We start from the raw sequence: 24,331 nt of genomic DNA on the forward strand, positions 1-24,331 counted from the left end.
TTAAATAGATAAAGGAGAATGAAATTCCCATCCATGGATAGTAAAACCTTTCCATTGCTTGAAAATATGATTGACCAGTTCAGTAAAAATATCTACCCGTTCACCATCAGAAGTGACTTGTAGTGCTTGAACAACTAAATTACCAAATTCTTCATCAGGAAATGGAGGAAGAAGATATTTCCGGCGATAAGATTGTGATGTAAAGATTTCGTAGATTTTATCTGGTTTGATCACATCATAACCGAGATATTTCCGATAAAGATCAACTAATTTGAATAAATAGTAATGAAAGCTACAAAAGAAACTCGGTGATTTTCCAGCATTCAAGGCGATAAGATTATCGCGCATATCCCAAAGGCTATATTTTTCCAACTCAAGCATGGATTCATTCAGAGAGGGCAGGGGCCGATCAAACCATTCTTTGGCTTTGACTTTTAACTGGTGTACTATCCCATGGGGGTCACTTATAATGTATCCAGTAAGAAATTGGACCATCGCGACACGAGAATAACTCTCAAAATCTTCTTTAAAATATTGCTCGATTTGAGCGGGAGGATTTGCAAAATATTCAATGAGGATTCCATCAACAATCTGATTACCTCTTTCGCGAAAAGACGTATCAGCACTCAAAACAATATGAACATCGAGATCGGATTGTTTTGTCGGGCTTCCGGTAATAAAACTCCCACATACAAGTACACCTACCGTTTTTTGTTGATATTTCCATTTTGTGAGAAATTTATTTAACGCTTTTTCCCAAGGTTGAAGATCACCCATAATCTTTAGAATTAAAGGAAAAAGAAAAGATTTTAGAAAGAGTTGGGGAGATTTTTGAAAGTTATTGATGTGCTTATAGTCTTTGAAGAAAAAAAATTATCCATGATTACACTAAAGATTTAAGAAATTCATCAATAATTCCATCGTATTCAGCTTCTTGAGTGAAAGACACAAGGTGTCCTTCATTTTTAAAGACATGAATATGCGGATCAATAAATGGTGCTGCAAACTCTTTCAAATAAGGATATCCAGAATCATTTGCACTCATAAAAATCAAAGCTTTTCCGTTCCAATTTGAATAATCTCGTGTGATTGCAGAATCTTTATAATTCCACAACTTTGTTAAGAGAGATTGACACACTATCACGGATTTTGGTACTTGCTTGAATAACTCCACATAGTAGGCCTTCATAAATGAAAATTGTTCCCTTTGATCGGGAGTTAAGTTTTCAGGCACATTTTCAAAATATTTAAGCAATTTGCGAGCGACTACTTTTCGTATTATCTTTTCTGGCAATATTTTTAGAAGAACTACCATCTGTTTGTAACTCTTATTCCATTCTGTTTTGGGAGGATAACTGTTAGCAAGGATAATTCCATCAACCCGGGAAGTATTTCGGTGAAAATACGCTTGAGCTACCATGCTTCCAAAACTTCCAGATCTAATTATGACATTTCCAACTTTCTCTCTATCCAGAATAAAATTAATACCATCACATAAATCGTCAATTGATGTGAATTGGGTGATAGAAGGGGCGATCACTCGGTATTGTGATTCATATTTGGAAATTATTTCGTAAGTCGTATAAGCATTTCCGGAAGCTCCATGAAAGATCAGTATTGATTGATTTCCTGAGCCCGCTGCAATATAATCAAGATGATATCCATTGAACTCAACAAAAGATAAAGGATGGTTATTATAAAAAGAAATTAACGTATTATATCGTGCTAAGGATGCATCCTTCAATGATGATGAATTGATTTTCAGAGGAATGTAGGATGATTTTTTCTTGACCATGTTTAACATCATATATTAGGCACGTCTAATTTAAAAATGTAACTAACGTATTAAATTTGTTGAATATTAAAAAAATTTCAAATAAATTCAGTTTGCGGAAATGTCACCAACAGCATCCGATATTTTTGGTGACTTATGCAAAGAATCTGCATTCTTTTAATTCGTAAAAAAAAAATTCAGAATAATTATTATTAAGCTAGAAAAATTACTTCTTTTTGCCTTTCTTATAACTCGGATTAAGTTCCGCAAATTTGAGATAAAATTCTAAGCTTTCCCCCGATCCACGAAATACCGTATTGTAAGGCAAAGATTTTAGAAGATGCATCATTGGTTTGTTTGAAATCAAGACGTCTCCACACATTCCAATGAAACCTTTTTGTTGTGCCATTTCTATCAACTTTAAAAGAATATGACGGGCGATACCTTGTCCCCTAAATTCTTCTTCCACGGTTAGAGCAATTTCTACTAAACCAGTGTCTTTATGCAAAAAATACGTTCCGATTGATACGACGCGCTCATCCTCTTCATGACCATAAAACCCAATGATAACCATTGAATTTTGATAATCACACATAATTTGAGATTGTGTTTGCTTATGAGAAAATTTCTTTTGAAAGGTAAAAAATCGCAAGATCCGATCTTCGGGGCTTAAGCGATAATAAAATTCTTGCACCATCCGTTCATCGGTGGGTTTAACAGGTCGGAAGAAGATGGTCTCCTTTTCCGATGTATGAAATTCCCAAAATATATCAGGATAAATAATGACAACTCCATCATTTGTGGTTGGAAGGCGTTGATCTTTATAAACATAATTATATTGTTTAGCCGTTTCCAATAATTCCTGTCTATAATTCGGATGAGCAATCCCAATCATTTGGAGGATCCGTTCTCTGACCGATTTTCCTCGTAAATAAGCAATCCCATATTCTGTGATAACATAATGTACATCGACAGTTCGTAGATTGATGGGTTCATAGGTTAGGATTGGAAGAATGCGCGATTTACCACTTTTGGTAGTACTTGGAAGAGCAATAATACACCGACCTCGTGCTGATAGATTCGACCCATGCATGAAATCTGCTTCCCCTCCCATTCCTTCAAAAGCAGTAAATTTTAAATGATTGGTGGCTTGTCCTATCAAATCTACTTTCATAGCTCCATAAACGGAGCATAATTTATTATTCCGGGAGATTCGTATCAAATTTGTAATAAATGCGGTTGATTGGAATTCAATAAAAGGATTATTCGCAACAAACTTGTAAAATTTATCCGTTCCCACAATCATTGAAGTCATACAGTGCGGGTAATAATTTTTCGAGCAAGTAACTACATCATTTTCGATGAGCGGAATAATACTCTCGGGTAAAACCTCACTATAAATAGCCAGATTCTTCTTATCCATCAAGTACTTAGGAAGCAAATAAGGAATTTTTCCTAATCCTAAATTGAGAGTGGATTCATTCTCAATCAGACGTGAGACATATTCGGCGATTTTTTCATTTTGAGCATGTTGTTCAGGAGTTTCAGGTGATCGATCGAATTTATAAGGGGTATACTCAATCAATGGTGAATCATGATATACGAAGTGATCAATTTCACTAAATTTGATAAAGGAATTCCCCATGGTTCGGGGCATTTGGGGATTAATTTGTGCTATGACAGTCTTTGCCACTTCCACCATGGTTTTATTAATATCAACATTAGTACCCAAAGAACAGTAGCCATTTTGATCGGGAGGTGACACCTGTATCATAGCCACATCCACAATAATGCGGTTGCGCATTCCCGCTAACATCCGAGGGATTTCCGAAGACATAATAGGAGTAAAATCGCTTTTTCCTTCTTTGATAGCCTCGCGAATAATAGGACTTCCAATAATTGACAGAGTATTATGCCGAAAATTGCTGGGGTTAGTATCATCAAAGAATTTGCGATCACTAAGGGAGAAGAAGTGAACAATTTCGCAGTCATGAAACCGCCATTTCGCTTTTTCGAGTTCTCCTGTCAAAACCAAAGGTTCTGACACTCCACTTCCAAAGAAAATTCGGGATCCAGACTCAATAATTTCAATCAATCCTTCAGGTTGGATTTCTTTTTCTTTATAAGTTTCTCTCCAGTTTTCGAAAGCAAATTTCCCCATGAGTAACTCAATAATGTCAATGTTCTTAAAGATATTGAGGTAAATTTTCCACTTTATAGTGAATCGCACCCCCCATTTATCCCTAGATACAAAAAAAAAACGGAATTTTTGAGTATTTTCATAAAAAAGCAACTCCAAAAAGCTCAATTAGGCAAAAAAATAGGTCCAAATTATCAATTTTTAGTGAACTGAATACTCCTTCTTAATACATATTTTGAAAAAGTGAAAGAAAGAATTTATTATGCCTCTTTTTTTTCTACCGCATTTCGGTTTTTTGTTTCATGAGCTGCTACACCAAGAAATTTGGTAAACCGAAGCACAGTTTTCACTTTCCGAATTTTCAACTTTCCAGTAAGAATCGCTTTCACAGGATGGACCTTGCCCATTGCAAATCCAAAAAAGGTCTCAATATCAGTAGTAAGGCGGGGTTTGATCTGTTTTTTTACGGGATCAATAAACTCAGGCTTATTCTTCACTTGTTCTATAGCTACAGTACCATCTTTGACACGCACAATGGCAGCTCGTCTATCATCAGTAGCAATCAGCAGCAAGTTAAAATGATCTTCACCATAAATTTCCTTAAAATAGGAACTTTCGTTAAGAATTGAAAGCTGATTCCAAATAATCTTTGGAAATCCAAGCAATTTCTTCTTCTTTTTTTTTACTTTTAATTCGTTTATTTCTGGTGTAGTTTTTTCACTCATAGCTATTCTTTATTTAAATTTCTATATAAAATTACTTTTAGTGATTATTCTCAGGACAAAAAAAATATCATTCATCTTAATAGTAAGAATTTGTTAAAAAATATTGATGAAGGTCGGGATCTTCTATTTTTCGGGAACTGGAAATACAAAGATTGTCGCAAAAATTATTAAACAAGAGCTAAAGAATCAAAATCATATTGTTGTTTTACATAAAATTGAAGATCTTTTAAAAGAAGCCATGATGTTTGATACAAAACACTATGATATGGTAGGAATTGGCTATCCTGTTCACGCTCTAAATGCCCCCCGCTTAATTTATCAATTTATTCAGATCCTTGGAAAAGATACGAGGAAACGGGTGTTTCTGTTTAAAACTGCTGGAGATCCTTTGTGGTTAGGAGGACCAACTTCACTACTTAGAAAACGACTTAAAAAAAAGGAATTTGATGTCTTTTATGAATTTTTAGAAATTATGCCCGCAAATGTAGTTGTAAGTTATGATGAAAAGTTAGTTAAACAACTATATCAATTGGCAGAAGTAGATACAAGAAATCAAGTTCAAAATATTCTTGCTGGTCAAAGATCCCTTCAAAAGTTAGGATTTTTTAAATCAATCTTCTCGCTTTTGTTCAGCACTATGGAATCTCTGGGAGTAAAAATTGTAGGAAAATGTTTCCGAGTCTCATTGGACTGTACAAACTGTGGAGCGTGCATTTTGGGCTGTCCAATGCAAAATATCATAAGAAAAAATGACCGAATCAAGTTTAAATTTCAATGCAGTTTGTGCATGCGATGTATCTATAGTTGCCCAGTAAATGCGATCCACCCCCGAATCTTTAGATTTTTTGAAATTAAGAGAGGATACAATATTAAGCCGATTATTACTGACTCCTCTATAAAGGGTGATTTCCTTTCTTCCGAAACTAAAGGATTTTTCAAAAGGTTTGCGAAATATTTCGGTTTAAACGAATAGAATCCCTATATAACAAGAGCTATGTTATTTGATCAATCAGATTAGAAGAAATCATCCAAACTCCGAAATTTTTTGAATTCTTTGAGTCCAAGACCTAAAGCCTTTTTGAAATCATTTACATCACGGGGAGAAAAACCCCGGAAATGATTATTGAAAATGACTAAAATATCCGTTAAAGAGGGATTATTATTTAGTGATTGCACATTCACGATCAAATCATGCCATTCTTCTGGTTGTTCTCGTTGTAGATGAGAGAAATCGGTTAAACTTCGATCCCCAATCATGCGAATATACTGAAATGATTGAGATGATTTATAAAAGGAAGATAAATTTGGCATATAAGTAGTCGCCAGTGAAAACCGCTCATCTAATGGAAGATCATCTAAAACTTTAGGAACGAACCAGGAATTATGGCGTAATTCGAAAACATAATGATTCCGCTCTGGTAGAAGATGAATTAAGGTGGTTAGGAATTTCTGATGGGAAATAGATTCCACAAACCGGGGAGGGAACTGAAGTAGATAAGTTTGAATTTTGGAGGAAAGAACACTGAGAGAAGAGAAAAAACGCTGCACTGCCTGCTCTAAATCCCCATTTCCTTTGCGATGAGTTATTTCTTGCCACATCTTGACCGCAAAACGGAAATGATCTGGAGTTTTTTCTTTCCATGACAGTAAAGTCGATTGAGACGGAATCGCATAAAAAGTGGAATTAATTTCGGTGAAATCAAAAAATTTGGCATAGTAAGACAAGTAATCGGATTTTTTCAAAGCTTTTGGATAAAATTGACCTTTCCAATCGTCGTATGACCACCCAGCCGTCCCGACCCGTATTGTTGTCATTTCTTTCTTCCTTTCTCCTTTAAGAAAATTGCTTCCAAAACACTTCGGATTCATATATCTAAACAATTTTTTCCCTTAAAAATAGAATCCAATATATTAATCCGCCATTATGGCTGTTTTTTTATATTGCAAAATAAGATCAAGAATAGATCTTTTTCTGAAGTATTAGGTGAAATGCAATCACAGTAACAGAACCCAAAGATAATAAATTACTTACCGCTGAAGAACTGTTCAAATCGGGGAAAATGCCGGAAATGACCAAACATTGGTATAGTATCCGTAAACAGTATCCCGATAATTACTTGCTCGCATATAGAATGGGGGATTTTTATGAGTTTTTCTATGATGATGCAGTGAATGTCTCAAAATATCTCGGTTTAACGCTCACGAAACGTGGAAGTGGGCCAAGCCGGCACCCCCTAGCAGGCATCCCCCATAAAGCGACTCAACATTTTAAAACACTCGTAGGACAAGGGCAAACTGTGATCATCGTTGAACAATTGGAATCCCCAGCAGAAGCGAAAAAAGCGAAACGGATTGTCAAGCGAGGAGTCGTTCGCATTTTAACCCCTGGCACCATTATAGATAATGATCTATTGGAGAGCAAGTCCTCAAACTATATTTGCACTATATATAGAGAAAAGAAAAATTATGGGGTTGCCTTTTTAGATCTCTCTAGTGCGGATTTCTTTACTTCCGAATTCTTTGGAAAAAATGCCATCCGAGCGTTATGGTCAAATATTGCTCGATATTCACCCGTCGAATGCATCCTCTCTAGCGAAATTTTAGCAGATTTTCCTTTTATGGCAGAACTCCGCGAAAACACCAGCATGATTATCAAGGAACATGGGCCCTACCATTTTAACTACTCCACTGCCCGAGAATTACTCTTAAAACAATTTAAAGTCCAAAATTTAACTGGATATGGAATCGATGATAAAAAATTATCCATTTGTGCTGCGGGAGGACTACTTTCTTTTATTAAAGATGCACAGAAACGGGAATCCTTAGATAATTTAAAGCGGATCAAATATCTCCAAGACGAAGATTATATGTTCTTGGATATCAACTCCCAAAAGAATTTGGAATTATTACGCAATCAGAGTGATGGTGGTAGTTTTGGGAGTTTATTCGAAGTCTTAGATGACACAAAAACTCCAATGGGTACTCGGCTATTAAAATCTTGGATTGTGCAACCACTTCTCTCAAAAGCCACCATTGAACAACGTCAAGAGATTGTGCAATTTTTCATTGAAAATTATGATCTTCGCCTGACTTTGCGCGAATTTTTAGGTCAAATTGGTGATTTAAGTCGTTTAATTTCTCGTATTAACTATTCCAATACTGTCAATGCCAGAAATTTACTTCAGATTCGCAATGGTTTGGAGATAATTAAAGAAATCAAAGAAGAATTTGCATCCTACGATAATCCCTTGGTAACCTCAATTATTGCCCAACTTGCCAGTTTTGATCATATCATCGAACTTGTTGGGAAAGCAATTCATGAAATGCCTCCCAATACGATTACTGAAGGAAAAATCATTAAGGATGGTTATAATGCCCAGGTTGATGAATATCGAGATATCTTACAAAATGGTAAAAGTTGGATTCTCAAATTTGAAGCCTCGGAAAAAGAAAAGTTAGGAGTCAGTGCAGGGGTTAAAATTTCCTATAATCGAGTGATCGGATATTTTATCCAAATTACCGAAAATGCAATGAAGGGGATCACCATTCCAGATGATTATATCCAACGTCAATCTATTAAAAGTGGAATTCGCTATGAAACCCCCCGTTTAAAGGAAATGGAAGCCAAAATTCTGTCAGCAGATGAAAATGTCAAGGATTTAGAATACGAACTTTTTCAAGAAATACGAGCTCAAGTGCAAGCAGAAACTTTAGCGATTCAACAAAATGCTGATATTGTAGCAGAATTAGATGTTCTTAGTAATTTTGCGGAGAATGCCCAAAATTACGGTTATTGCAAGCCCAAGATAGAATCTCACACACGACTTGTAATAAAAGAAGGCCGTCATGCAGTTGTGGAACAAATTAATACAAAGGAACGCTATGTTCCCAATGATTCATTATTAGATACCGAAAAAGAACAAATTTTAATTATCACGGGTCCTAATTGGAGTGGAAAATCAACTTATTTACGCCAAACGGCACTTATCGTCTTGATGAGTCAGATCGGAAGTTATGTTCCCGCCACATCAGCAGAAATTGGGTTAGTGGATCGAATTTTCACCCGTATCGGAGCATCAGACGATTTAACCCGCGGTCAAAGTACATTCATGTTAGAAATGAATGAGATGGCCCATATTCTCAATTATACCACGAATCGCAGTTTGATTATTATTGATGAATTAGGACGGGGGACCGGCACGGTGGATGGCGAATCCATTGCACAAGCCGTGTTGGAATATCTCCATGATTATGGTGTGAAAACCCTCTTTTCCACCCATTTTCACCAATTAATCAACTTAGATATGCCCCGGGTGCACAATTATCATTTTAAAATCATTGAAAAGAAGGATTCCCGCGAATTAGTTTTTCTTCGCCAATTAACCGATGGAGGAACGGATAAGAGTTATGGTATCCATGTAGCAGAAATGGCAGGACTTCCTGCCCGTGTTATAGATCGAGCTTTCGATCTAATGGAAGAAACTTTCAATGGAGAAACTCCTAAAAACACACCTACTCGGACAAAACCAACTCCAGAGAGCAAAGGGCAAAAAACCTTACCCATCGTAAAAAAACAACCTGAAAAATCTGAGGCAACATCGATCTCCAAAAAGCGGAAAAGGGTCCAAACCAGCCTTTTCCCAGTCAAACGTTACGATGATTCGGAACTGGTGATTCTCCTCCGATCCTTGGATTTAGATCATATGACCCCCATTCAAGCCTTTGAGGCCCTTATTAAATTAAAACGGAAACTCAGCTCGGGTGACTAATGACCTCTCCAGATTCCTTCAGCTTTCGGTCAAAATTTTCTTCGGAAGAAGAAAAAGAAAAAGCCTTGGTTACTCAATATCGCGATCTCTTACACCAAAAACAGGGAGAACTCCAAAAAACATTACAAGCGGGGTTAAAATCATTTCATGAAGTAGATCTAGCGCAAGCGGCGCGTGAATTTCGAAAACTGGCGAATGATCTGAAATTATTAGAAAAATTGGCTACCGATAAGGGCAATCATACCGATCGGAATACCCTTAATGATCTCTCTGGGAAACAATGGATTCAACATACAAAAAGTTGGGTGGTTGTGGATGGTAGGCCGGGGAGTATCACCAAGGAGATCAAAGATCATCCCGCCAGTTTTCCTCCTTCGCTCGCAGAATTTTTCATATCCTACTTTACTAAACGGGGACAATGGGTTATGGATCCGTTCATGGGAATTGGTAGTACTGTTGAAGCATGTTTTACAACCCAACGGAATTGTTTTGGGACTGAACTCAACCCTAAGTACTGTGAATTTGCCCAATCACGAATTTCGAAAATACTGAACAAAGATAAAAAACGTAAAGAAAACATACCCAAAGATCTCCAATGGAATATTTTCAACTCAGATGCACGGAATGCCACTTCTTTATGGCAAGATCAAAACACCCCTCCCATCGATTTTCTGATTACATCCCCTCCCTATTGGAACATGCTCAAAAAATCCCGAGGTGGAGTCAAATCGGTTTTAAAGCAAAGGGTGGAAAAGGGATTAGACGAGTATTACAGTGAATCTCAACATGATTACGGGAATATTGACGATCTTGCTGGATATTTATCTCAACTCACTGATTTATTCGTAAGTTTCAAACCTCTATTAAAGCCAAAAGCTTATCTCATGATTATTCTCCAGAATTGTCGGCCAAAAGATGGTGAGATGCGCCCCATTGCATGGGATTTTGCCAATCACATGAAAGAACATTTTATTTTGCGACAAGAATTTATTTGGTGCCAAGATCAGAAATTTGCTGGAATTTGGGGTTATCCCACGACATATGTCTCCAATGTCCACCACCATTATTGCTTAGTATTTCAAAATTCCAGATAATCATTATATTATTATATCAATTTGATTGGATCTTGAATCAAAATCATGAATATTTAAATTTAGAAAGAACGGTTATTTACTTATGATTAACCGTCCTCTTGAATTTTACGAAGCAATTCATGCGTATAATTGTGTTGGATTGGTAGCGTTTATTAATGCAAAATTATCTAAAGATGAGATCGATCAAGCGTGGTATTACACACAACTTCGTCATCCCTACCTACGTATGAACCTTAAAAATGATGAGAGTCTTCCATATAAACTACGATTCCAAGAAAGAAGTGCGTTAAAATCGATTCCAGATAATCAATTCTATTCAGAAATCGGGGATATAACAGAACAATCTTGGAAGTTAACATTACAAGAAATGACAAGCCAATCCCGAAAAGATTATCCTGAACTATGGTATCTCAGATTACGATCAAATCAAAAACTGACCGATCATCAGTTGTTTTTCATGATTAATCACTGTGGATCGGATCTTATCGGAGCTTTTGCGATCTTGGATACCTTTTTGAATTTCTTAGACAAAATTCTCTCCCAAGAACCCATCCCTGATGTAAAATCTTTAGAATTTCTGAATATTCAAGCCCACATCCCTCCTGAAGCTATTGAAATCCCATCGTTCAATAAAACAAAACCTTTTTTACCGCCTTTAAAATATCAATCAAACCTCGATCCAAATGATCCCGCTCCTGTATCTGCGGTATGGTTTGATTTTGACAAAGAAAAAACGGAAAGATTTCTAATAGCATGTAAAAAACATAATGTTACTGTACAAGCAGCTATCTCCTGTGCAGAGATGCTTGGAGTGACAATTAATTCTCTAAGTCTCACACCCTTTCCTCATCATATGCTAATCTGGATTCCTGTGAACTTGCGACCTTATGTAACCCCTCCAATTAAGAACGAACATTCAGTTTGTGGGACTTCAGCGTGTATGTGGGAACAAGATGTCGATTCTGAAATGAAATTATGGAATTTAGTCCAAGAAACAACTCATCTTATAAAAAGGGGGCTTGAATCCAAGTATCCATTAAAGTTTAGGTTTGATGTTCAAAACCAGTCGAACATAATGGTAGAACCCAATCCATTCACATGCATGGCATCTTCTGTTGGTAATATATCTATTCGGACCAATTATCTCGGTTTCAATCTTCTTGGAGTCAAAGCTATTGCGGGGGGTTATGATACACCCCGTGTATCGAGTGCGGGAATGGTAGCCCATGCCTATACAGTTCACGATTGCTTTAATGTCACCTTTGGATACACAAATCCATCGTTTTCTACCGAATGGGCATCCAATTTTGCGAAGATTATGGAAACCTTTCTCACCATTCTCGCAACAGACAAAGAAGGAAATCAAACCGTTGCGGAATTTATTGCAAATATAACAAATGGATAAATACTACTGCTTTAGAATCTCAGTTATGATTTTTTTATTTGATCTATAATATGGTCTGTAGTATGTTCCCTATATTCAATCGAAACGAAATTTTTATCCTTTCATGTTTAAAATGAAAAAAAAGCGATTTGCTTCTCTCCTGGATTGAAAGTTTAAGATTTTCCAAGTTTTAAATATTTAGAATAGAATCCTATAATTTATTTAGTGTATAATTTATACATAATTCAATCACTTAATGTATGTTTCAAACACCCATCTTATATACTTTAGTAATATATTGTATATTAGGTATTATAATTAATTGCGATACCAAAAAAACTTATGGAGGAAAAAACCATGGACCCAATATTTGATCCTGATATGAAATTGCTTTTATTTTTCTTATAGAGTCTCAATTATGAGCAATTTTTTTTTACAGATTCATGCCCTAATTTCGAATAAAGTCACCAATCAACTAGGAAAAGTATTGAATACTATTTTAATACAGGTTTAGTGCGAAAAAGATGCTGAACTGCAATAATTTCAATTAAATATCATCCTTATTAGCATAAAACATTTAACTTTTGGATTTCATAGTCCAACTATATTGGTTTATTTCTTCAGGATATACGAATTGGATTTTTTTATTGTGGAATTGATTAATAATTTGAGGAAAAATATCAGAAGATTCGAGATGATCATGAATTAGGATTATTTCATGCGAATCAGATTGTAATCCACGGCCTTCTTCAGGTAAATTTTCATCCATTCTTCCAAAAACTTTTTCAACACAATCAATTCCGTGAATGGGATTATCTGCATTAATTGACCAGTCTAAAGTATCAAAGGTCCATAACCAATCAACATCATCATCCAATTCTTTATGAAAATATTTATAGTCTATTTTTTCGAATAGAGGTCTTTGATAGCCATTATTTTTAAGATATCGTTGAATAGCATCTGTTTTCTCTTTAGGACCTTTTTTTTCACCATAAGGAAATCTAAAATATTTAGGATAGCTCTTTATTCCGGCTCTGTGATATATCTCTTTAATAATCAGATCCGTTTTTGATATTTGGTTAATGCAGCTTTCTAATGATAATTCGGGGAAATGTGGATGGTCAAAACTATGATTTCCGATAATAAAACCATTTTCAATTGCTTTTATTGCAATTTCTGATCGCTTTTCTAAATTAGAGCCAGTACAAAACCAAATAGCTGGGATGCCAGAATTAATTAAAAAATCAAGCTTTTCATTCATTTTTTCAGATGGTGCATCATCTATAGTTAGATATACCTTTTTCATCATTGATTTAATCCCACATAGCAAATCTTATATTTTGTTCTAAATTAGTTTTATTATTGATGACTACTCAAAGTAGTTACATTTTTAGTTTATAATAAATATTGGTATTTGAATCTGTTGCTATATTAGCACTAAATTAAATTTTGTGATAGAGTATGGAAAAAGTAAAGTTAGGAGAAAAAACCAAACGCGAAGTATGGGAAATTCCAAGAGCGATACAGAATTCCGTTTTCAAAAAAGAAAATAGAGATCGTATTTTTGAAATCGCCAAGGGAATTGTTGAAAGTAAATGCGTGTCGATATACATTTTTGGCTCAGGAACCAGCTATCATGCAGGATTAGTTGCAACTTACTGGTTTAATCAGCTAGCACATATTCCCACTCATTGTGAACTAGCTCCTGAATTTCCATATTTAATCGAACCAATAATAGCCCCCAAACATGTCTCAATTTGTATAAGTCAATCTGGGGAATCGGAATTGACAGCTTATTCTGCAAAGAAAGCAAAAGAGGTCGGTTCATATGTTATCTCAATAACAAATCAAAAAGAAAGCACTTTAGCCAAATTGGCAGAAGAAAATACAATTTTTACAGAAGCAGGTCCCGAGGAAAGTATTTTAGCAACAAAAACATATCTTTCTCAGCTGGCAGTTCTTGCAGCTTTGGCAATAGATCTTGCATATCTGAGAAATAAAATGACTGAGGAAGAATATAAGTCCATTTGGGCAGAATTTCAAGTTATTCCAAATCTAATTGAATTAACTATGCCATTATTTCAGAAAGAAATTCAAAAAATCGCACCTTTCTTTAAATTCTCAAGAAACAATTTTGTTATAGGAGCAGGGCCAGATTATGCAAATTGTATGGAAATTGCACTAAAACTCAAAGAAGGTGCAAGAATTTTCTCACAAGCCTTTTCTACAGCAGAAACACCTCATGGACCGATCACTCTTTTATCAGATCCAAGAGATGCATTTGTAATATGCATGATACCAAGACTTGAAGCGAAATCACGATATCAAGATATTCAAAAATTAATAAAACGATTACAGGAACGAGGAATAACAATCTTAGGAATTAAAAGCTCCGAAGATGATGTTGAAGGATTAAATTTGTTCATAGAAATCCCTAAATGTAGGGAAATATTCTATCCATTACTTTCAATTATTCCAGTTCAATTACTTGTTGTTGAAATCGCAATTATCCAAAATATAAATTGTGATAAGCCAAAAAATCTGTCAAAAATTTCTAAATTGTGATAACTTTTTTTATCATCTTATTAGGATTCTATTATATTCCGAGTGATTGAAGAACCAGGAAGATTTGAAATTGAATAAGAGGCACCTTTGGTTGCATATTTAACTGCATTTTCAATACTTATGCCTTTTAAAAGATATCCAATAATAATGCTATCAAATGTATCTCCAGAACCTACTGGATTTACTATTTCAACTGGTAACGCTGGAAAGTTCCTTTTTTTAACTTTAACTTCATTTTTTGCAGAATTTAATTGATATATGGAACTTCCTTTTTCTCCTTGATGTACAACAATTAATTTAGCACCTTTTGAAATTAACTCATCAACAGCCGATTCAAGTATATAATTTTCGGTTAAGGTACAAATCTCAGATTCGTTTCCAAATAGTATATCAACATATTTTAATATATTGAGAAGCGATTTTCTTCTTATCTTAGAAATTGTTTCTTCTTTATAAACATTAGGCAGATTCCAGAATGGATCAAATCCCAGATCAAGTGAAATTGAAGCAGAGGTATTTTCTTTCAGCCAAATTAACAATTTTTCCGCTTGTAATAATAATTTCTCAGAGAACCAAATCCCTCGATAAGCTACATGGTGAGCATCAATTAAGATATCCTTTGGAACATCATCTATATTGAATTTGGCCAAACCACCTAAAGATGTGATGAAATGCCTTTTGCCATTACTATAAGTAATAGCTAGTGATGTCTGTGTGGGACAGGTTAAATCTTGATTAAAATAACAATTAATATTCTGAGATTGGAATTCATTGATTAAAAAATCCCCAAAAGGATTCATTCCAATTCGTGAGACTAAATGAATATCGCTAGATGGAAATACACTCTTATATACTGAAGCAAAATTTCCTGCACAACCCCCTCTTTGGTATTTTATTGAATCTACAAGAGTTTCACTTTCATTTAATAGCATTTCTTTTTTAATTGGGAATGGACTGGAAATCGCATCCAAGATGACATCTCCAATGATCACAATTTTTTGAGAAAAATTATTCGTTTCATTCATTTTACTAACCTATCAAATAAAGATAAAAAAACCGAATTCCAAATTGACATTGCATCCAACTATACAGTATTGAATCCAATTATTTCTATTTCGGGGTCTCCAGAAAAGTAGGAGACATCTACTTGTGCTTTAAGGATATATTTTTCTTTAGGTACTATCGAAATGCAATTTCTATTCCAATAAACAGGTGAAATATAAGACTTCGAAGAAGAATCTTTTATTTTAGCCCATATAAAGAAAGCTATGACATCTGTTGGATTGTTAAGTTCCACTGTTATGTAATAGTTATTTTCTGCTTTTTCGATAGAAATCTCTTTTAACAAATTGGTTTTTGGCAAATTTCTAACAGAACTTAAATCAGCTGCTTCAATTGTTGGTGTAAAAGGCCATTCATGTTCATCAGCTAAAATATCTTGTTTTTTTGCCAACCAATAGAAGTTTTTTGATTCACATTCAGGATCAGATAATTTTCTTAAGGTTAGATTTAAGAAGTAGTTTTCTGGTAGATCCTTGAGATCAATTAAATCATTTAAGTTATATATTGATATTTGGTCATATTTACTGATTGAAAGATTTTGGATGAGTTGAGAGCCTATTAATTTTGAATTGATATCAAAAATCTCAATACTTGCCGTTAAAGATGTTTTTTCTTTGTTTGTGTAATTTATTACCCAGATAGAATGATCATCGTATGAATATTGGATATGAATTGGTTCGCACGCAATTTTGGACCCATAATACGCACCATTTGCATTGAAATAATAGTCATAAAGTTGCCAAATTAAACTAGGCCAAGGACTATTCAACATCCAACCAATAACACCAGTACCTTTTGGGAAATTTCGTGCATAAGCTTCAAACATAGCTCGCCACGCTTCATAACCTAATATTTGAGAAAGTTTGACAAATTCAGGAAGATCGTCAAATGGACCGTATCGGTTAATTACAGATCTCTCTATTAAAGAAGTATCTTTGAAAGCACTTAAACCTGCGTGAAATTTCCAAGCATCACTATCTAATCTTAATTCTGCTTGAGGGATCATCTTCTTTATACTTTCCAGAGGAGGAATGCAAACGTCGGGACTGGTCTCAGTATTGAAATTTTCAGCACCACCAATTTGATTCTTATCATACCAATAAATCGGTGGAACATATGTGTAGGGCCCAGTCATTTTAACCCCAGAATCACCTGTTAAATAAGATGGATTATGAGATGCACTTGAAAGTAATGGAAGATTAGGAACTAATTCATTTAGAACTTCTAAATACTTAGCCTCCACTGATTTAATTGGAGGAAAATCTGAACCATACAACCAACACATAAAACTTGGGTGATTTCTTAGCCGGAAGAGTTGGCTTTTTGTCGACTCTAATGCAATATCAATATCTCCCGCTTTCCATTCATCCCATTTTTCCCAATGACTGCAACAGCACCATCCAGCCATAACTAAAATTCCTTCACTATCACACAAATCCCAAAATTCATCTGAAGCTAATTTTCCCTCTAATCTGACGGTATTAAAGTTTAGGTTTTTTAACAAGGCAATATGGTTTCTATCATCTTCAATATTATGACGTAGCATTAAGTCACATGTCCATCCTGCACCACGAACGAGAATATCTTGCCCATTTATTTGGTAAAGTCTGGAACCAAATTCATTGATTCTTGAATTTATCTCTCTAATTCCAAATTTAATGTTTCTTTCATCAGATAAAATTAGTTTCTTTTCTTCATTCGATGAAATAATAAGTTTTAAGTTAAGTTCATATAATTCTGGGCTTCCTAGTTGATAAGGCCACCAAATCCGAGGATTGATTATAGTTAATTGTTTAAAACTTTCAGATGTCAAACTAATAACTCTTTTTTCATATGGGGCAATTTCAATGGTTTTAGATAATTTCAAACTTTCTATTTTGCCTTGGATAGTTACAAATTCATGTCGATCAGATGTGTTTTCAACAGTAAAATCAATAGATATACGGGCTTCTTCAAGATCAGAAGATATCTGTGATTTTACGTAAGGATTTTTGATAATTACACTTCCAGATTCGCATAAGTAAATTGGTTGCCAAATTCCCATATCATCATCAGGTGGTAAAGGACTCCAATCCACAAAACTAATTCCAAGCTCATCTGGTTCTGATGAAAAGACTTCTAAAGCAATAACATTAGTTTCGTTAAACTTTAAGAAATTTGTGATATTTAATAAAAATCTTCGATAAGATCCAATAACATGATCAGAACCAGCAATACGTTTTCCATTTAACCAAATATTAGATCGATAATGAATTCCTTTAAGAAAAATCCAATATTGATACAAATTATCTTGTTCATTGGTACTTAGTTCAAATTCTGTTCGGAACCACCATGAAGATCGGTAGGGGCTATCTGAAGGTTTATAATGACTTTCAAAATTTTGACCATCAAGCTCTACTTTATATCCATTCATTTTTTTCAAGTTCATATTATAGTAAGGATCTTCAATTTTTCCAGATTGTAATAATCCATTAACAACAGTAGTAGGAACTTTTACAGCATTCCAGTTATTAATATGAACGTTAAGTGAAGATATTTCCTTCCCAGAAACCCTAATATTGTCTGATGATTGCATCTTCCAATTATTTTCTAATTTAATCATTTTTTTCATACTTAAACCCCTTAAAATATCAATAGAAATTTTAACTACTTTTAGTAGTAACTAGTGTTTTAATATTTATTAAATATTGGTATAATTGGAATCTCAAAAAAAAAATCATCCCACATTTTGTATTTAGAATGAAGATTCAACGTGATAAACTGGGTGTATTGAAGTTTAAGTTAATTCTAAGCCATATTTTTAGAATAAGAAGCAGCTCATAGATTTTTTGAAATTAAGAATAAAATTTAAAACTCAATTCCACCCCAACTTAATAATTTAGGCTAAACGTGGAAAAATTGAAAAAAGTTGGGGGACTAAGAGAAGAAATAACTCTTCTCTTAGAAGGGGTTAGTAAAACATTAAAAAAACAATTGGTTTGGTTAATTATTTTTAACAAAATATTCCTTAAATATCTTTGCAAATCACACTACTCTTAGTGGTCTATCAAAATTTTTATCAACTTTTTTTGATCAAAAGAAAGTCTTTCCCATGACCAAAAAATAAATCCATAAGAAGGATTTTTAGAGCTCTCTTTAATATATTTTCTAAAATAATTGTTACTTATTTCATCTTCTAAATAGCACCTTGAAACTTGAATACTCGGTATTACTTTACTTTTCGTTGTATTATAAATATCATTGACAACAGAAGCAATCCAAGATGGTTTTTGTTTTATCATATGGGCGTAAGTCATCGGTGAGAGAAAATCTGCAATTTGAGCCAATTCTTTTAAATCTTGTCCAACTACTACTTTAAGTGCTTGATTAAAGTCTTTTTGCTGCCATGGCACAACATGAATGTTTATTAATATAGATGGATTGATCTTTTTTATTTCTTCAACCATTTCCTTGACCATCGATGTGATCAGCTCAGATTTCCATCTTATCCATTCTTTCTTTTTATATTTCATAATCCATTTATAATATTCATTAGGACTTTTTGCAGGTATTTGCCCATCAATTAATTCTTGAAATGTTTTCATGCAATTGTCACAAAAACAGGTGTTTGGTAAAGATTCAGGACTTGTATTGGGATATACTTTCTCCCAAAAAATAAAATGTCGAATAAAATCAATGCTTACTCCATCTGGTTGATATTTTTGGACCCATTTTTTCAACTGTTCAATTTTTAATTTCCGGAAATCCAAGCGTGAAGGGCAAACAAATTCCACCCATTCCGTTTTAGCAATATTACCATTCTTCTGAATTGCATAATGACTAGGATTTTGTTCTAAAAATTCTGGAGAATAAAAGGTAGGGAAGAGGAGAAAGCGTTTTATTTGATTTTTTTTGGCGAGACGACAAAAATCAGGGTTTTCATTTAGCTTTTTTGAAGCAATTACCACATTTATATGGATATCTTTTAATTCATCGAAAAGGGTTAATAAATCACCATTATGTTCATAGATTTTAACCCCTACAATAAAACCATCGAGAAAATGCAAATCATCCACAAGATTCACCAATAAAGACATCAAAAAAAAATTAGGAATTCCATTTCCGATACAAACTAGGGACACTTGCAAGCAAATTTTGAGTATATTTATGCTGCGGATTTAAGAAAACTTGTTTGGTTGGACCTTGTTCGACTAAAAATCCATTCTCCATGACGATCACTCTATCCGAAATAAATTGAGCTTGACCAATATCATGGGTGATGAATACAATGGAAATATCAATCTCTTTTCGCAAACGTTTTAAAAGGTTTAGAATCTCGGCTCTTGCACATGCATCAACCATACTAGTAGGTTCATCGGCAATCAAAATTTTTGGTTCAATGATCAAAATTCTTGCGAGTAGAAATCTCTGGAGCTGCCCACCACTCAGTTGATGAGGATAACGACCGAGTACTTCATCAGGATTTAGGCTTACTAGTTTTAAGGAATCTTGAATTTTTTTTAGCCGTTCTCCTTTTGAAATCTTTTTCCCAAAATGAAAATCTACTGCTTGATTTAGCACTCGATCAACTTTGAAGAAATAATTGAAAGAACTGAAAGGATCTTGAAAAACCATTTGAACTTGATTATAATAATCATTAAGAGAATATTCAGAAATCTCTGTCCCACTCACAAATATTCTTCCACTTGTCGAATCTAATATTCTAAGAATCATATTTGCAATAGTTGATTTGCCGCTTCCACTCTCCCCCACTAAAGATAAAATTTCACCCTTTTTGATATCAAATGAAATATCATTTACCGCGGTGGTTTTAGTCACCTTGATTAATCCTGAAGTATAGATTTTGCTAACTTGCTGTAAACTTAATATAATATCATCTGAATCCATGAATTATGCTTCCTCCAATTTAACTTCAAGTTGATCATCATATAACCAACATTTCACAGGATGGTCCTTTCCATTTGGATAATAAGAATTCGGTATCTTTTCTCTACATATATCCATCACCTTTGGACAGCGAGGGTGGAATCGACATCCACTTGGAGGGTCTCGTAAATCAGGAGGTCGACCTTCAATACGAGACAACTCTTTTTCTGTTGAGCCATCCGGATTAAAGGAGACAATCGCTCCAATTAAAGCTTGAGAATATGGATGTTTTGGGTTATTAATTATTGTATCCATGTCAGCATCTTCAACGATTTCTCCTCCATACATGATAATACAACGTGTACATAATTGGCGTAAAGTTGGGATATCGTGAGATATAAACAACATAGATTCAACGATTTTGTCTTGTTTTAATTGAACAAATAAATCTAACAATTTTTTTTGAGTCGAAACATCGAGAGCGCTAGTTGGCTCATCAACAATTAATAATTTTGGATTCCACAATGTCGATATGGCAATAACTGTTCTTTGTTTCATCCCTCCACTCAGCTCATGAGGATAAAGATCTAAAACTTTTGGATCCAATCCCAATTTCTCCAAATGAATTATTGCTTCTTGAAGAACTTCTTCATCAGATTTCAATGTATGAGGAGGTAACCCTGAAATTGATTCTGGAAATAATATTCCCCAATTAGGATTTATTCTAACGATATCTTGATTTGCAAATACCATTTTAAGCATAGGATCAATCGCTGGTTGAAGTTTTTTATATATTTTCCGATTAATCGAAATGTGAAGCATTTTGATAAAATCTTCTTCAATTTCCCACTGCTTAAGATTGTTAATACTATTCAATAACAGATCATGGATTACTGTTGCGTTAGTTGTTTTTATTAAATTAGTTAGAAATGCCGAGAGTTCTTCGTCTTCTTCAAGATTAATTTTCATGGCCATTTTATTCTGAATATGAGAAGGAACTTTATCCTTCATTATTTTAAATGAATGAAAGTCAAGGTCTTTCTCAAAAATCTTGGTTAAGAAGAGTGAAAACTCATAGGTAGGATTTTTAGCGATTTGGGAATATCTTAAAAATAGCTCTATGAAATTATGAATTTCTGAGTCTTGAATACCGATTGCATCTTTATTTTTAATACCTTCCAATATTAGCATATTACTTAATCGAATTTTTCTTCCAAGCCCCAATTGCTGCGCTGTTCTTTGTTTCATTACATCCAATAGAAATCTTTTGACTTTGAGAACAGGATTAAGGGAATTCATAGATGCTTGGGGGGCATATCCTATAATTTGACTTAGTACTTCGGATCTTAATATATTTTGATCGATTCGATAAATATCATATCCCTTAACTTCAATAAGTCCGCTATCGCAATGTAAAAGAGGACGAGGCATCCCTGAGACTAATTCAGCTAAAGTAGATTTTCCCGAACCTGATTCTCCAGCAATACCTATAACTTCCCCACTTTTTACTTTAAACGAAACATCATTTACAGCATAAACTTTTCCGAAAGAACCTTTATAGCATCCAACGAGTTTATTTACATTTAATATTTCTTGTACCATTACATACCACCTATGATTCCCGCAATCGGGGATTAAAAATATCCTGCCAATTTGTATTAATAACATACATCAACACCAGGAATGAAGTCAAAAACAATCCAGTAGGGATCCATAAATGAAAATATCCAGGAGTGACATGACTTACTCGATCAACATCCAACATTCTTCCCAATGTCCAATTTTCTGTTTGTCCAATTCCAATAATAGCAATTCCTGCTTCGGTGAGAATTGCAACATTAATCAGAATTGTAAAAACTAAGAAAATATATGAAAACATATTAGGTAATACATCGACGAATGCAATTTTTATTGGATGTTGTCCAGTAATTCTTGAAATTTTAACAAAATCTCGCTCTTTCAAAGAAAGAACTTGTGATCTAATGGAACGAGCAGCCCAAGGCCAATTGAAGAGTGCAATAACTAAGACAATATGCCATGTTTTTGTTGTTTGGAATGTAGTACTTAATAAAATAATAAAAGGAATAACTGGAAAAACAAGAAAGATGTTGGTTATTAAAACCAATGCATCATCAACAATTCCCCCTATAAATGGTCCAATTATACCGATTAGAACTGCAAGAACAACACATAATAAACCAGCAATAATCCCAATAATTAGGGAATTTTTCAAAGCATGCACTAAAATTGTAAACCAACTTTTGCCTTCTCCATTAGTTCCCAAGGGTAAATCGCTAAATTGCATGTAAGGAGTTCCATACAAAGGACTTTTTCGATAAAGAAATTCCAACCATGCAGGATACGAAAGATTTGTTCCGAGTTCTCCATCAGATTTTTGGATATAAATAAAATCTGGATCATTCCAAATAACTGATCCTACAAATCCCAATAGAAGATAGCCTATGAGTATAATTAGAGGTATAATTTTTGCTCTATTTTTTTTCCAGAATATACTAAAACGTTTCTGTTTTTCTTCAATAACTAAATTTGTTTCTTCTAGAGTTAAAGTGGAATTCAGTGATTTTTTACTAACTTGTGCCATTAATCATTACCTCCAGTTATTCTAATTCTTGGATCGATGAATCCGTATAATATATCAATTAAGAAATTCCCAAAAACAACAATAATAATGTTTACTACAAAAGTACCGACCATCAAAGTATAATTCAGTGAAGACATTGCGTTAATAGAAAGAGCGCCTAAACCAGGCCATGCAAAAACATATTCAATTATGAAAGTTGCACCTAAACATTCATTAAACCTTAGATTTAATCCCGTTAGTTGAGGTAACATTGCATTTCTGAGGGCATATTTACGTAATTTACTATCTTCAAAACCCAATTTCCTACAATATAAGATATAATCAGATTCAGTTTCGTAAATCATCATAGATCTAGCTCCAGTAGCCCACCCTCCAGAAAAGCAGAGAGTTAATAATACAATAATCATAAAATACATTCCCAAGGTATCTACAAATGGTGTTGTAATTGATGGAGGGGTCAATGGAATTGGCCCTTTCGTTATAAAAATATATTGAAAGATGTATGCCGTCCAGAAATAAGGAGCAGATTGAAGGAATACGAATAAATAATAAATGCGCATGCTAAATTTTGATTGACGATATCCTGCCCAAGCACCGACATTATTACCAATCAAGAAACTTCCAGCAACAACTGGAATTACAACGAGCAAACTATAAATCAATCTTGGACCGATAACTTCTGTTACTGGGGTTAATTCTTTATTGTAGGAAAAGCCTAAATTTCCTTGAAAGAAATCTCTCCAAAATAATAAATATTGCATAAAGAGAGATTTATCTAAATTTAAATAAGATTCCATTTCATGCTTTCTTACATCCCATGCAGCTAAAGCTTCTGGAGTAACCATACCTTGAGGGGGTCGAAGCAATTTTGCTAAAGGATCCCCAGGTAAAAGGCGAGGAATCAAGAATGCAATTGAAACAGTTATCCAAAATACAAATAAGTAAAAAACAGCCTTCTTCAGAATAAATTTAACATATGAATTAGAGAAAAATTCAGTAAAATAGCCCACAACACTTTTTTTTTTCTCAACTTCCTTAATTAGTAGTGTAGACTCAATGTCTAATGATGAAGAGGTGTTTTGATCATACGAATTATGGTCGTTAGCACTTAAGTTTGATGCCATATCAATCATTTTTTTTTTTAATTAAAATTTATCAATTATGTGTGAAATTAGAGTGAAATAAAACCTTCTTTATCACTAAGATTATTTTCCATTCAAATTTTTTTTTTTTATAAACTCTGTTCATGAATCAAAGATGATATAATTTGATAATAAACCTATACTTTCAAACTAACTATTGCCAAATTCTTCCAGAGTATTTTGAGAATTAAATAATCGAGAAGAAAAA

At 34.0% G+C, this 24,331-nt stretch carries 18 protein-coding genes; 5 read left to right on the top strand and 13 right to left on the bottom strand.

The genetic code is table 11. The features are described from left to right. The 4 genes from NEF87_RS11525 to NEF87_RS11540 all read right to left on the bottom strand — a co-directional run bounded on the left by NEF87_RS11525 (position 1) and on the right by NEF87_RS11540 (position 4,639). Entirely contained in the window at positions 1–777 is a 777-nt protein-coding gene (locus NEF87_RS11525; protein ID WP_457919925.1) for a nucleotidyltransferase domain-containing protein, read from the bottom strand. A gap of 106 nt (positions 778–883) precedes the next feature. Then, complete coding sequence (locus NEF87_RS11530) at positions 884–1,795, bottom strand: alpha/beta hydrolase (protein ID WP_457919926.1); 912 nt, start codon at positions 1,793–1,795, stop codon at positions 884–886. Positions 1,796–2,000: 205 nt separating this feature from the next. Continuing rightward, positions 2,001–3,935, bottom strand: a complete 1,935-nt coding sequence (locus NEF87_RS11535; RefSeq protein ID WP_371806715.1) for a bifunctional acetyl-CoA hydrolase/transferase family protein/GNAT family N-acetyltransferase — start codon at positions 3,933–3,935, stop codon at positions 2,001–2,003. Between the two features lie 239 nt (positions 3,936–4,174). Continuing rightward, positions 4,175–4,639 (bottom strand): hypothetical protein, encoded by a 465-nt coding sequence (locus NEF87_RS11540; RefSeq protein WP_457919927.1) that lies wholly within the window; start codon positions 4,637–4,639, stop codon positions 4,175–4,177. A 106-nt stretch (positions 4,640–4,745) separates the two neighbouring features. Here NEF87_RS11540 and NEF87_RS11545 point away from each other — a divergent pair, with 106 nt between their 5' ends. After that, complete coding sequence (locus NEF87_RS11545; RefSeq protein WP_457919928.1) at positions 4,746–5,612, top strand: EFR1 family ferrodoxin; 867 nt, start codon at positions 4,746–4,748, stop codon at positions 5,610–5,612. Positions 5,613–5,653: 41 nt separating this feature from the next. On the opposite strand, the gene NEF87_RS11550 is transcribed toward NEF87_RS11545, so the two are convergent. Next, positions 5,654–6,454 (bottom strand): DUF72 domain-containing protein, encoded by an 801-nt coding sequence (locus NEF87_RS11550; RefSeq protein ID WP_457919929.1) that lies wholly within the window; start codon positions 6,452–6,454, stop codon positions 5,654–5,656. A gap of 245 nt (positions 6,455–6,699) precedes the next feature. On the opposite strand from NEF87_RS11550, the gene mutS reads away from it, so the two are divergent. The 3 genes from mutS to NEF87_RS11565 all read left to right on the top strand — a co-directional run bounded on the left by mutS (position 6,700) and on the right by NEF87_RS11565 (position 11,907). After that, a complete protein-coding gene (gene mutS, locus NEF87_RS11555) occupies positions 6,700–9,408 on the top strand; it encodes a DNA mismatch repair protein MutS (RefSeq protein WP_457919930.1) in 2,709 nt (902 codons plus the stop codon). Then, positions 9,408–10,502 carry a DNA methyltransferase gene (locus tag NEF87_RS11560; protein WP_457919931.1) on the top strand — a complete coding sequence of 365 codons (1,095 nt, stop codon included), beginning with the start codon at positions 9,408–9,410 and terminating at the stop codon, positions 10,500–10,502. The genes mutS and NEF87_RS11560 overlap by 1 nt, the downstream gene beginning before the upstream one ends. A gap of 82 nt (positions 10,503–10,584) precedes the next feature. After that, positions 10,585–11,907: a phthiocerol/phthiodiolone dimycocerosyl transferase family protein gene (locus NEF87_RS11565; RefSeq protein ID WP_457919932.1), complete on the top strand. Its 1,323-nt coding sequence runs from the start codon at positions 10,585–10,587 to the stop codon at positions 11,905–11,907. Between the two features lie 556 nt (positions 11,908–12,463). Here the strand turns inward: NEF87_RS11565 and NEF87_RS11570 are convergent. Next, positions 12,464–13,195: a polysaccharide deacetylase family protein gene (locus NEF87_RS11570; RefSeq protein ID WP_457919933.1), complete on the bottom strand. Its 732-nt coding sequence runs from the start codon at positions 13,193–13,195 to the stop codon at positions 12,464–12,466. 152 nt (positions 13,196–13,347) lie between these two features. Here NEF87_RS11570 and NEF87_RS11575 point away from each other — a divergent pair, with 152 nt between their 5' ends. Further along, on the top strand, positions 13,348–14,451 hold the full coding sequence (locus NEF87_RS11575) for an SIS domain-containing protein (RefSeq protein WP_457919934.1): 1,104 nt from the start codon (positions 13,348–13,350) through the stop codon (positions 14,449–14,451). A gap of 20 nt (positions 14,452–14,471) precedes the next feature. Here the strand turns inward: NEF87_RS11575 and NEF87_RS11580 are convergent, their stop codons facing one another. From NEF87_RS11580 to NEF87_RS11610, 7 genes are all read right to left on the bottom strand, one after another. Then, the gene (locus NEF87_RS11580; protein WP_457919935.1) at positions 14,472–15,476 is read right to left on the bottom strand and encodes a carbohydrate kinase family protein; all 1,005 of its coding nucleotides are present in this window, start codon (positions 15,474–15,476) and stop codon (positions 14,472–14,474) included. 59 nt (positions 15,477–15,535) lie between these two features. Then, positions 15,536–18,124: a glycosyl hydrolase 2 galactose-binding domain-containing protein gene (locus NEF87_RS11585; protein WP_457919936.1), complete on the bottom strand. Its 2,589-nt coding sequence runs from the start codon at positions 18,122–18,124 to the stop codon at positions 15,536–15,538. A 424-nt stretch (positions 18,125–18,548) separates the two neighbouring features. Continuing rightward, the gene (locus tag NEF87_RS11590; protein ID WP_457919937.1) at positions 18,549–19,568 is read right to left on the bottom strand and encodes a hypothetical protein; all 1,020 of its coding nucleotides are present in this window, start codon (positions 19,566–19,568) and stop codon (positions 18,549–18,551) included. 31 nt (positions 19,569–19,599) lie between these two features. After that, positions 19,600–20,400 (bottom strand): ABC transporter ATP-binding protein, encoded by an 801-nt coding sequence (locus tag NEF87_RS11595; protein ID WP_457919938.1) that lies wholly within the window; start codon positions 20,398–20,400, stop codon positions 19,600–19,602. Between the two features lie 3 nt (positions 20,401–20,403). After that, positions 20,404–21,981, bottom strand: a complete 1,578-nt coding sequence (locus NEF87_RS11600) for an ABC transporter ATP-binding protein (RefSeq protein ID WP_457919939.1) — start codon at positions 21,979–21,981, stop codon at positions 20,404–20,406. A 10-nt stretch (positions 21,982–21,991) separates the two neighbouring features. Next, positions 21,992–22,981 carry an ABC transporter permease gene (locus NEF87_RS11605; protein ID WP_457919940.1) on the bottom strand — a complete coding sequence of 330 codons (990 nt, stop codon included), beginning with the start codon at positions 22,979–22,981 and terminating at the stop codon, positions 21,992–21,994. Beyond that, positions 22,981–24,105: an ABC transporter permease gene (locus NEF87_RS11610; protein WP_457919941.1), complete on the bottom strand. Its 1,125-nt coding sequence runs from the start codon at positions 24,103–24,105 to the stop codon at positions 22,981–22,983. Before NEF87_RS11610 ends, NEF87_RS11605 begins: the two co-directional genes overlap by 1 nt. Positions 24,106–24,331: the final 226 nt, after the last annotated feature.

Source organism: Candidatus Lokiarchaeum ossiferum (assembly GCA_025839675.1).
GTDB lineage: Archaea > Asgardarchaeota > Lokiarchaeia > Sigyniarchaeales > Promethearchaeaceae > Lokiarchaeum > Lokiarchaeum ossiferum.